Here is a 10,792-nt window from a genome sequence, read left to right on the forward strand (position 1 = left end):
TCCTTTCAGAGAGGCTGATGATGACTGAGCGCCAGAAGGACCGGCCGTGGCTCATGCGCACGTACGCCGGTCACTCCACGGCCGAGGCGTCCAACGAGCTGTACCGGCGCAACCTCGCCAAGGGGCAGACGGGTCTGTCGGTCGCCTTCGACCTGCCGACCCAGACCGGGTACGACCCCGATCACATCCTCGCGCGGGGTGAGGTCGGCCGCGTGGGCGTCCCGGTGTCCCACCTCGGTGACATGCGGCGGCTGTTCCAGGACATCCCCCTGGAGCGGATGAACACCTCGATGACCATCAACGCCACCGCCATGTGGACCCTGGCGCTCTACCAGGTCGTCGCGGAGGAGCAGGGCGCGGACCTCGCCGCGCTCCAGGGCACGACGCAGAACGACATCGTCAAGGAGTACCTGTCGCGGGGCACCCATGTGTTCCCGCCGGGGCCCTCCCTCCGCCTGACCACCGACATGATCACGTACACCGTCGCGAACATGCCGAAGTGGAACCCGATCAACATCTGCTCGTACCACCTCCAGGAGGCGGGGGCCACACCGGTCCAGGAGATCGCGTACGCGATGTCCACCGCCATCGCTGTTCTCGATGCCGTACGCGACTCAGGGCAGGTCCCCGAGGAGAAGTTCGGGGACGTCGTGGCCCGCATCTCCTTCTTCGTGAACGCGGGTGTCCGGTTCATCGAGGAGATGTGCAAGATGCGGGCGTTCGGGCGGATCTGGGACCAGATCACGCGCGAGCGGTACGGCATCGAGAACGCGAAGCAGCGCCGCTTCCGGTACGGGGTGCAGGTCAACTCCCTTGGCCTTACGGAGGCGCAGCCGGAGAACAACGTCCAGCGGATCGTCCTTGAGATGCTGGCCGTGACGCTGAGCAAGGACGCACGCGCGCGTGCCGTGCAACTTCCCGCCTGGAACGAGGCGTTGGGGCTGCCGCGGCCCTGGGACCAGCAGTGGTCGCTCCGTATCCAGCAGGTGCTCGCCCACGAGAGCGACCTGTTGGAGTACGAGGACATCTTCGCGGGCTCGCACGTCATCGAGAAGAAGGTCGACGAGCTCGTCAACGACGCCTTCGCCGAGATCGAGCGGATCCAGGAGATGGGCGGCGCCATGGCCGCCGTCGAGTCGGGCTATCTGAAGTCGCAGCTCGTGTCGTCGCACGCCGAGCGGCGGGCCCGGATCGAGGCCGGCCAGGAGAAGATCGTCGGCGTCAACTGCTACGAGGGCACCGAGCCGAACCCGCTCACCGCCGACCTGGACACCGCCATCATGACGGTCGACCACGACGTCGAGGCGCGCGTCGTGCGGGCCATCGGCGACTGGCGTACGACGCGTGAGGAGTCCACCGACCGGCAGGGCATGGGCGATCCGTTCCTGTACCCGACCGCCCGGCAGGCCGTCGACCGTCTCAAGGAGGCCGCGGCGGGTACGGAGAACCTCATGGAGGCCACCCTCGAATGCGCCCGCGCCGGTGTCACGACCGGCGAGTGGGCGGCGGCGCTGCGCGAGGTGTTCGGCGAGTTCCGGGCGCCCACGGGTGTCTCGTCGGCGCCCGTCGCGGTCGCCGCCGAGGAGGGCACGCCGCTCGCCGAGGTCCGCGAGAAGGTCCGCCGCACCGGTGACGAACTGGGCGGCAAGCTCCGCCTGCTGGTCGGCAAGCCGGGCCTTGACGGGCACTCCAACGGCGCCGAGCAGATCGCCGTACGGGCCCGTGACGCCGGGTTCGAGGTGGTCTACCAGGGCATCCGGCTCACCCCGGAGCAGATCGTGTCCGCCGCGCTCGCCGAGGACGTCTCCTGCGTCGGCCTGTCGATCCTGTCCGGGTCGCACGCCGAGCTGGTGCCCGACGTACTCGCCCGGCTGCGCGAGGCGGGCGCCACCGACATCCCCGTGATCGTCGGCGGCATCATCCCCAACGCCGATGCCGAGGAACTGAAGCGGGCGGGTGTGGCCGCCGTCTTCACCCCCAAGGACTTCGGCATCACGGAGATCATCGGCCGTATCGTCGACGAGATCCGCACAGCGAACCACCTCGACCCCCTGGAGGTCCCCGCATGACCAGCCCTGTCAACCGCCTTCGGCCGCGCCGCTCCTGCCTCGCGGTGCCGGGAAGCAACCCCCGCTTCCTGGAGAAGGCCCAGGGGCTCGCCGCCGACCAGGTCTTCCTCGACCTGGAGGACGCCTGCGCGCCGCTCGCCAAGCCGGAGGCCCGGCACACCATCGTCAAGTTCCTCAACGAGGGCGACTGGACGGGCAAGACGCGCGTCGTGCGGGTCAACGACTGGACGACCGAGTGGACGTACCGGGACGTCGTGACCGTCGTCGAGGGCGCGGGCCAGAACATCGACTGCATCATGCTGCCGAAGGTGCAGAGCGCCGAGCAGGTCGTCGCCCTTGATCTGCTGCTTACGCAGATCGAGAAGACGATGGGCTTCGAGGTCGGGAAGATCGGCATCGAGGCGCAGATCGAGAACGCGGCGGGCCTCAACAATGTGAACGCCATCGCCGAGGCCTCGCCGCGCACCGAGACCATCATCTTCGGCCCGGCCGACTTCATGGCGTCCATCAACATGAAGTCCCTCGTCGTCGGCGAGCAGCCGCCCGGCTACGGCGCCGACGCGTACCACTACATCCTGATGAAGATCCTGATGGCGGCCCGCGCCAACGACCTCCAGGCGATCGACGGCCCGTACCTCCAGATCAAGAACGTCGACGGCTACCGCGAGGTCGCGGGGCGCGCCGCGGCGCTCGGCTTCGACGGCAAGTGGGTGCTGCACCCGGGTCAGGTGGAGGCCGCCAACGAGGTGTTCTCGCCGTCCCAGGAGGACTTCGACCACGCCGAGCTGATCCTCGACGCGTACGACTACTGCACGTCCGAGGCCGGCGGCAAGAAGGGCTCGGCGATGCTCGGCGACGAGATGATCGACGAGGCCAGCCGGAAGATGGCGCTGGTCATCTCCGGGAAGGGGCGTGCGGCCGGTATGACGCGTACGTCGAAGTTCGAGATCCCGGAGGCGTAGCGACACCATGCAGTTCGGCCGCACTTACGAAGAGTTCACCGTCGGGGACGTCTACAAGCACTGGCCGGGAAAGACGGTCACCGAGTACGACGACCACCTCTTCTGCCTCCTGACGATGAACCACCACCCGCTCCACATGGACACGAACTATGCGGAGGAGACGACGGACTTCGGCAAGAACGTCGTCGTCGGGAACTACATCTACTCGCTTCTCCTCGGGATGTCCGTGCCGGATGTGTCGGGCAAGGCGATCGCCAACCTGGAGATCGAGTCCCTCAAGCACGTGGCTCCGACCTTCCATGGCGACACCATCTACGGAGAGACCGCCGTCCTGGACAAGACTCCGTCCAAGTCGAAATCGGACCGGGGAATCGTCTACGTAGAGACCAAGGGTTACAAGCAGGACGGCACGCTCGTGTGCGTCTTTCGCCGCAAGGTGATGGTGCCCACCGAGACGTACATCAAGGAGCGCGGCGGCGAGCAGCCGGGCCGCCCCACTCTCAAGGCGCAGGAGAAGAAGTAACCATGAGCCGACTCGCCCAGACCCACGGCCTGACCGATGTGCAGCGGGAAATCCTCGCCACGGTCAGGGACTTCGTCGACAAGGAGATCCTTCCGGTCGCGACCGAACTGGAGCACCGCGACGAGTACCCGCAGCAGATCGTCGACGGGCTCAAGGAGTTGGGCCTGTTCGGGCTGATGATTCCCGAGGAGTACGGGGGCCTGGGCGAGTCGCTGCTCACGTATGCGCTGTGCGTGGAGGAGATAGCGCGCGGCTGGATGTCGGTCTCCGGCATCATCAACACCCACTTCATCGTGGCCTACATGCTCAAGCAGCACGGCACGCGGGAGCAGAAGGAGCACTTCCTTCCGCGCATGGCGCTCGGCGAGGTGCGCGGCGCATTCTCCATGTCGGAACCGGGACTTGGGTCCGACGTGTCGGCCATCACGTCAAAGGCGGTTAAGGACGGCGACAGTTACCGTCTGAACGGCCAAAAGATGTGGCTGACGAACGGCGGTTCGTCAACGCTTGTGGCGGTTCTCACGCGTAGTGATGAAGGTCACCCCGAGGGTTCCGCGCCACACAAATCGATGACGACGTTCCTCGTGGAGAAGGAACCGGGCTTCGGTGAAGTCCGTCCGGGCCTGACCATCCCCGGAAAGATCGACAAGATGGGGTACAAGGGCGTCGATACGACCGAACTCATCATGGATGACCTGCGGATTCCGGCCAATCGCGTACTGGGTGGAGAGACCGGCCGGGGCTTTTACCAAATGATGGACGGCGTAGAAGTCGGGCGGGTGAATGTCGCCGCGCGTGGCTGCGGCGTCGCACAGCGTGCATTTGAGCTGGGTGTCGATTACGCGCAGCAACGGCACACATTCGGAAAGCCCATCGCGCAGCACCAGGCGATCCAGTTCAAGTTGGCCGAGATGGCCACCAAGGTCGAGGCCGCCCATGCGATGATGGTCAATGCAGCACGCAAAAAGGACTCCGGGGAACGAAACGACCTCGAAGCAGGGATGGCCAAGTACCTGGCCTCCGAATACTGCAAGGAAGTCGTCGAGGACGCGTTCCGGATCCACGGCGGCTACGGCTTCTCCAAGGAGTACGAGATCGAGCGCCTCTACCGCGAGGCGCCGATGCTGCTGATCGGCGAAGGTACCGCCGAGATCCAGAAAATGATCATTGGTCGTCGGCTCCTCGAGGAGTACCGATCCCAAGGCTGAACCTGGGCAAGATGTCCGTTTACGGGGTGTTTCTTCGCGAAGAAGATCACACCCCGTAGGCGCGCTCCGGGGCCGGCCTACCGTCCGATGTGGCTTCCTGGCTTGCCCAGTTGTGGCTCGCAACCGATAGCATCCCCGGAAAAGCCGCCGTCCCCCGTAAACTGCGCGGCCTCATCCGCTACGAAGGTCATCCATGCCCCACAGCCAAATCTCTGCACCACGCGACGGCGTCCTCAAGGGACGTCTTGCGCGCGGAGCCTCGCCGTGGCTTCTCCCGACCGTCGCCACGGCTGCCCTCAGCCTGGCGCGCTCGCGCCGCTCCAAGAAGGCAGCAGCACTCGCCGTCCCGACCACCGCTCTGGCGGCCGGCATGCTGTGGTTCTTCCGCGACCCCGAGCGCGAGATCGCCCAGGGCCGGGTCATCTCCCCGGCCGACGGTGTGGTGCAGAGCATCATGCCGTGGAAGGACGGTCGCACCCGTGTCGCGATCTTCATGAGCCCGCTGAACGTCCACGTGAACCGCGCGCCCCTCGCGGGCACGGTCACGTCGGTCGAGCACATCCCCGGTGGCTTCGTTCCCGCCTTCAACAAGGAGAGCGAGAACAACGAGCGGGTGGTGTGGCACTTCGACACCGAGCTCGGTGACATCGAGATGGTCCAGATCGCCGGCGCCGTCGCCCGCCGCATCGTGCCGTACCTCCCCCAGGGCACGAAGGTCGAGCAGGGCGAGCGCATCGGCCTGATCCGGTTCGGCTCGCGTGTCGACATCTACCTGCCCGAGGGCGTCGAGGTCGACGTCGAGGTCGGGCAGCAGACGGTGGCTGGGGTGACTCGAATTGACCGTGACTGACCATCCCGAAACGTCCGCCTGGGCGGACGACTCCGACATGGCGGACGACGCGGAGGAGATGCCTCTTTCGCTGCGGCTGTCGATAGCGGACACCCTGACGCTCGGCAACGCCACGTGCGGCTTCATGGCCGTCTACTTCACGACGACCGGGATTCTGATCCCGCACATCCAGGGCAGCGCCGACTCCGGCATGGCGCGGCACTCCGCCGCGACCGCCGTGATCCTGATGCTGGCCGCGGCGATCTTCGACCTGTTCGACGGGCTCGTGGCGCGCAAGCTGCGCTCTTCGCCGATGGGGGCGGAGCTCGACAACCTGTCGGACCTGATCAGCTTCGGGCTCGCGCCGGCGTACTTCGTGCTCGTGTACGGCATGGTCGCCGACGACGCGCATCAGAGAGTCGCGGCGGTCGGTGCCATTGTCGTGCTGTTGGCGGTGGTGCTGCGGCTTGCGCGGTTCTCGTGCGTGACCGTGAAGGACGGCACGTTCCAGGGGATGCCGTCGCCGTTCGGGGCGCTGACCGTGGTGTCGATCGTGCTGCTCGAGCTGCCGTTCGTGGCGACGCTGCTGGCGATCATCGGGACGGCGTGGCTCATGGTGAGCCGGGTCGAGTACCCGAAGCCGCGGGGGCGACTGGCCGTCGCGATGCTGGCGTGGATCGTGGCGAGCATGGGGCTGCTGGCGGCGTGGGCGTTCGATGCGCCGGGTGGGCAGTTGCTGCTGGCGACCGGGTGCACGTTGCAGGTCGTGCTCGGTGCGGTCATTCCGTTGTTCGCGACGGCGCGGCGGGTGAACAACTTCCGGGACAATCGGCGTGAGGCGCGTGCGCAATTGCCGTAGCCCGGCTGAGCGTGTGGGCGGTGGGCCCGAGCCACTTCTGGCTCGGGCCCACCGCTTTTTCGTGTGTCACCGGTGGCGTGGTTGCGGTCGCGGGGCGCTGCCCCGGACCCCGCGCCTCAATCGCCGGCGGGGCTTGATTGGGCGGCACCGGGGCTCTATCTGGTCGGCTCAGGCGGCTTCTTGGAGGAAGCCGCCCGATTGGTGTTGCCAGAGTTTGGCGTAGGGGCCTTGGGCGGCCAGGAGTTCGGTGTGGGTGCCTTGTTCGACGATGTGGCCGTGGTCGAGGACGACGAGGTGGTCCATGCCTGCGACCGTGCTCAGGCGGTGGGCCACCACCAGGGCCGTGCGGCCCTCCATGAGGCGCCACAGCGCCTCCTGGACCAGGATCTCGCTCTCGGAGTCGAGCGCGCTCGTCGCCTCGTCGAGGAGGAGGATCGGGGCGTCGCGGAGGATCGCGCGGGCCAGGGCCACACGCTGGCGTTGGCCGCCGGAGAGCTTGATGCCTCGTTCGCCGACCATCGTGTCGAAGCCGTCGGGGAGCGCGTCGGCGAACTCCGTCACGTGTGCCGCCTCCGCCGCCCGCCGGATCTCCGCCTCGCTCGCGCCCGGCCGGGCGAACGCGATGTTCTCGCGCAGGCTGCGGTGGAACATGGCCGGGTCCTGGGGGACGTACGCGATCAGGGAGCGGAGGTCGGTCTGGCGCAGCTTCGAGATGTCCTGGCCGTCGATGAGGATGCGGCCGGCGTCGATGTCCATCATCCGCAGGAGGAGGCGGGTGAGGGTCGTCTTGCCGCCGCCGGAGCGGCCGACCAGGCCGAGGCGGGTGCCGCCGGGCACCGTCAGGTCGAGGTCGGTGAACAGGGGCTCAGCGCCCGCGTGCGTGTACGCGACCCGTTCGAAGCGGACGGCCGCCGATGACGTCTCCAGCGGTTCGGGGCGCGGCGGGTCCAGGACCTTGGGCTTGTCGCCCAGCAGCTCGGTGAACTGCGCCGCCTCCGTCATCGCCCGCTCCAGACGGCGGTAGATCTGGTTGAACTCGAACATGATGCGCGTCGCGTTGCTGAAGTAGGTGAAGGCGACCACGATCGCCTCCACCCCGTGTCCGCTTCCCACGAAAGCCACCGCGAGCAGCAGTCCGAGCGCGTTGGTCAGCACGGAGAGCGGGGCGACGAGGGTGTCCACGCGGAGGTTGCCGTAGTCCCAGGCGCGCAGGATGTGGCCGCGGGCCTCGGCGACGCGCTCCCGGTGTTCGGCGGCCTCGCGCTCCTCGGCGGCGAAGGCGCGGACCGTCTCCATGTTCATCAGGCTGTCGGCGACATGGCCCGACATGTGCGTGAACGCCGCCTCGCGCGCGTTGACCAGTTTCTGGCGGCGGCGGATCAGGGGGCGGACGCACAGGCCGGTGATGGCGATCATCGCGAGGAGCACGACGACGAGCCACGGCTCGTAGCGCCACAGCACCACCGATCCGAAGATGATCGGTACGAAGCTCGCCATCACGTTGAAGATGAGGACGTCGGCGAACTCCTCGAAGCGGGAGGCGAAGCTGAGGACGCGCTTGGTGAGCGCCCCCGCGAAGTTGTTGTGGAAGAACGTGGCGTCCTTCGCGTACAGCTCGTCCATGCCGATCACGTAGAGGCGCGAGATGGCACGCGCCTCAAGGCGGTTGATGCAGTGGAACCCGATGCGCCACAGGGCCTCGGCGGCGAGGAGCACACCGGCGAAGCCGAGGACGTACGGCAGCAGCGCGCGGACGCCGCGCTCGCCGCCGTCGGCGAGGTGGCCGACGAGCTTGGCGACGACGAGCGGAGCGAGGTAGAAGATGCCGATGTTGCCGAGCGCGGGCAGCAGCATCGCGGGGATCGCGAACCGGCGCGCCCTGGCCAGTTCCCGTCCGTAGTAGCGGAGTGCGAGCAGCACCGAACCGCGGCTCGGCGGCACTTCGCGCAATGAGGTCAATCCGATCCCGTCCCTTGGGTGTTGGAGGGTATGGACTTCCGGCCGTGTGGTGGGGCCGGGCATCGGAGTGTCCCGTAACGGAGGGTGGTCGGTCCACGTGTTTTCGTGATGACCGCGTCAGGCGGTGTGCAGGCCCGTGCCGGGGAGGTACGGGCGGACCAGGACCTTTACGTGGTCGTCGGGGGCGGAGAGGGTGGCGAGGGCGGTGGGGACGCCGGCCAGGCCGACCTCGCCGGTGATGAGCGCGGCGGCGTCCACCGAGCCGTCGGCGATCCGGTCCAGGGTGCGGGCGAACTCCTTCGGCGGGTACACCATGCACATCGTGACCGTGATGTCCTTGTAGATGCCGACCACCGGCCGGAAGGCGTCCTCCGTCATGCACGCGCCGATCAGGAGGACGTGTGTCTCGCGGGGTGCCCGGTGGAGGATCCCGTTGAGCATTCCGGGGCGGCCCGAGCACTCAAGGACCCTGAGGGGCTGCCCCTTCTCCGATGCCTCGCGCCATGCGTCGAAGGGGTCCGTGACCGTCGGGTCGACCACCACGTGTGCTCCGAAGCGGTGGGCCAACTCCCGTCTGCGAGGGGAGGGTTCGGAGACGACGACCGGAGACACTCCGCGTTCCACGAGGGCCGCGAGTGCGCCGAGGCCGATGGGGCCCGCGCCGATCACGACGGCGCCCGTGCCCGGCCGGGGGTCGGCGCGCGCGACGTTGCCGTAGCCGACGGCGAGGGGTTCGGTGAGCGCGGCGACGTGTGGTGGCACATGCTCCGGTACGGGGATCAGCGCGGCCTGCGACAGGACGACGCGTTCGCCGAAGCCGCCGGGGAAGTCGGTGGCGTAGCCGACCGTGCGCATCGTGCCGCCCGTGTCGACGGCCCACGGCAGGCCGACCACGGTCCGGCCCTGCCACTCCCCCGGGCTCAGTACCCGCGCGCACAGTTCGTGGCCGAGGACGAGGTCGGCGTCCGGGTCGAAGAGGAAGCTCTCCATGCCGGAGTCGCGGGAGGCCGTCAGGAAGTCGTCCGTGTGCCGGGCCGCCGACAGGTCGGAGCCGCAGATGCCGGTGGCGATCGGCTCGGCGAGGACCTGGCCGGGGCCCGGTACGGGTTCGGGTACGTCGTCCGCGACATGGAAGCTCCCGGCGCGCAGCACGGCGGCCCGCATCACGGTGTCCCCGGCGCCCCGCGTCACGACGCGCCCCTCTCCACCGCCGCCTGCACCGCCGCCCGCATCGCCCCCACGAACCGCTCGCTGTTGGCGTGCGCCCACTCCATCGACGCCGCGCGCCGCGCGTTCGCCCCGGTGCAGTGCGGCACCACGTGGTCCGCGAAGAGTTCGTACGAGCGGCGCTTGGCCTCGGGGGTGGCGAGCGGCAGGTCGAGGACGAGGAGTGTGCCGAAGCCGCCGGAGGCCTCCGCGAGCGCCTCGACGCGGGCGATCGCGTCGTCCGGTGTGCCGATCGTGGCGACGCCGAAGACCGGGAAGCCTTCGGTGGTGAACTGCTCGACGGCGTCGGCGGGTTGGCGCCCCCACGGCAGCGTCGCGCCGGACAGGCCCTCGATGTAACGGACGAGGTGCCGGACCCCGTGGGCGGCCTCCTCGCGGGCCTGCTCCCGGGACTCGGCCAGGTGCATCGGGACGACGAGGCGCCAGGCGGCCCGGTCCGCCGCGTGGCCGTGCCGCGCGCAGGACTTCTCGTACGCCTCCCAGTTGCCGCGCAGCGCCGCGAAGCCCGCGGGGTCGCCTGCCGCGAGGGAGAGCAGGCCGATGCCGTGCCGCCCGGCCTGGACCGAGCCGGAGGGCGAGACCGTCGACGCGACCGCCATCTCCAGGCCGGTGGACGGCCGGTACGGGCCCAACTGGCAGCGAGCCTCGGCCAGTTCGTACCAGTCGGTCTTCTCCGTCACCGTCTCGCCGCGCACCAGGCGGACGATCGCGTCGAGCGCCTCGGCCATCATGGCGCGCTGCTTCATCGGGTCGATACCCATCATGAACGCGTCGGAGGCGAGCTGGCCGGGGCCCGCGCCGAGCATCACGCGGCCCCGCGTCTGGTGGTCGAGCTGGAGCAGGCGGTCCGCGAGCATGAGCGGGTGGTGGTACGGGAGGGAGTTGACGCCCGTACCGAGGCGGATGTGGTGCGTGCGTTCCGCCGCCGCCGCGATGAAGACCTCCGGCGAGGCGATCGTCTCGTAGCCGGCGGAGTGGTGCTCGCCGATCCACGCCTCGTCGTAGCCGAACGTGTCGAGGGCGCCGACCAGGTCGAGGTCCCGGCGGATCCGGAGGGAGGGGCTGCCGTCGAGCCCGTGGTACGGCGCGAGGAACGCGCCGAACCTGGAGGGGAGTTGGGGTTCCCGCGACTGCTGCACTCGTACGCCTTTCGCCG

Annotated in this window: 9 protein-coding genes; 6 read left to right on the forward strand and 3 right to left on the reverse strand. The window is 68.6% G+C overall.

The window, feature by feature from the left end; genetic code table 11:
• Nucleotides 1-20: 20 nt before the first annotated feature.
• From RBJ65_RS08095 to pssA, 6 genes are all read left to right on the forward strand, one after another.
• Complete coding sequence (locus RBJ65_RS08095) at nt 21-2,069, forward strand: protein meaA (RefSeq protein WP_306316333.1); 2,049 nt, start codon at nt 21-23, stop codon at nt 2,067-2,069.
• Nucleotides 2,066-3,031 (forward strand): CoA ester lyase, encoded by a 966-nt coding sequence (locus tag RBJ65_RS08100; RefSeq protein WP_306316332.1) that lies wholly within the window; start codon nt 2,066-2,068, stop codon nt 3,029-3,031. Before RBJ65_RS08095 ends, RBJ65_RS08100 begins: the two co-directional genes overlap by 4 nt.
• A 7-nt stretch (nt 3,032-3,038) precedes the next feature.
• The gene (locus tag RBJ65_RS08105) at nt 3,039-3,554 is read left to right on the forward strand and encodes a MaoC family dehydratase (protein ID WP_306316331.1); all 516 of its coding nucleotides are present in this window, start codon (nt 3,039-3,041) and stop codon (nt 3,552-3,554) included.
• Between the two features lie 2 nt (nt 3,555-3,556).
• Nucleotides 3,557-4,762 carry an acyl-CoA dehydrogenase family protein gene (locus tag RBJ65_RS08110; protein WP_306316330.1) on the forward strand — a complete coding sequence of 402 codons (1,206 nt, stop codon included), beginning with the start codon at nt 3,557-3,559 and terminating at the stop codon, nt 4,760-4,762.
• 193 nt (nt 4,763-4,955) lie between these two features.
• Nucleotides 4,956-5,612 (forward strand): phosphatidylserine decarboxylase, encoded by a 657-nt coding sequence (locus tag RBJ65_RS08115; RefSeq protein ID WP_306316329.1) that lies wholly within the window; start codon nt 4,956-4,958, stop codon nt 5,610-5,612.
• 37 nt (nt 5,613-5,649) lie between these two features.
• Nucleotides 5,650-6,450, forward strand: coding sequence for a CDP-diacylglycerol--serine O-phosphatidyltransferase (gene pssA, locus RBJ65_RS08120; RefSeq protein WP_306316328.1), 801 nt, complete (start codon nt 5,650-5,652; stop codon nt 6,448-6,450).
• 168 nt (nt 6,451-6,618) lie between these two features.
• Here the strand turns inward: pssA and RBJ65_RS08125 are convergent, their stop codons facing one another.
• From RBJ65_RS08125 to RBJ65_RS08135, 3 genes are all read right to left on the reverse strand, one after another.
• Nucleotides 6,619-8,370, reverse strand: a complete 1,752-nt coding sequence (locus tag RBJ65_RS08125; protein ID WP_306316703.1) for an ABC transporter ATP-binding protein — start codon at nt 8,368-8,370, stop codon at nt 6,619-6,621.
• 156 nt (nt 8,371-8,526) lie between these two features.
• Nucleotides 8,527-9,600 (reverse strand): zinc-binding dehydrogenase, encoded by a 1,074-nt coding sequence (locus RBJ65_RS08130; protein WP_306316327.1) that lies wholly within the window; start codon nt 9,598-9,600, stop codon nt 8,527-8,529.
• A complete protein-coding gene (locus tag RBJ65_RS08135; RefSeq protein WP_306316326.1) occupies nt 9,597-10,775 on the reverse strand; it encodes an LLM class flavin-dependent oxidoreductase in 1,179 nt (392 codons plus the stop codon). The genes RBJ65_RS08130 and RBJ65_RS08135 overlap by 4 nt, the downstream gene beginning before the upstream one ends.
• Nucleotides 10,776-10,792 lie beyond the last annotated feature (17 nt).

This window comes from Streptomyces sp. KL109B (assembly GCF_030766935.1).
Taxonomy (GTDB): domain Bacteria; phylum Actinomycetota; class Actinomycetes; order Streptomycetales; family Streptomycetaceae; genus Streptomyces.

What these genes read in the sequence shown, in the direction of transcription:
- RBJ65_RS08100 (WP_306316332.1), top strand. Translation starts at nt 2,066, where the DNA reads ATGACCAGCCCTGTCAACCGCCTTCGGCCGCGCCGCTCCTGCCTCGCG.
- RBJ65_RS08110 (WP_306316330.1), top strand. Translation starts at nt 3,557, where the DNA reads ATGAGCCGACTCGCCCAGACCCACGGCCTGACCGATGTGCAGCGGGAA.
- RBJ65_RS08105 (WP_306316331.1), top strand. Translation starts at nt 3,039, where the DNA reads ATGCAGTTCGGCCGCACTTACGAAGAGTTCACCGTCGGGGACGTCTAC.
- RBJ65_RS08095 (WP_306316333.1), top strand. Translation starts at nt 21, where the DNA reads ATGACTGAGCGCCAGAAGGACCGGCCGTGGCTCATGCGCACGTACGCC.
- RBJ65_RS08115 (WP_306316329.1), top strand. Translation starts at nt 4,956, where the DNA reads ATGCCCCACAGCCAAATCTCTGCACCACGCGACGGCGTCCTCAAGGGA.
- pssA (WP_306316328.1), top strand. Translation starts at nt 5,650, where the DNA reads ATGGCGGACGACGCGGAGGAGATGCCTCTTTCGCTGCGGCTGTCGATA.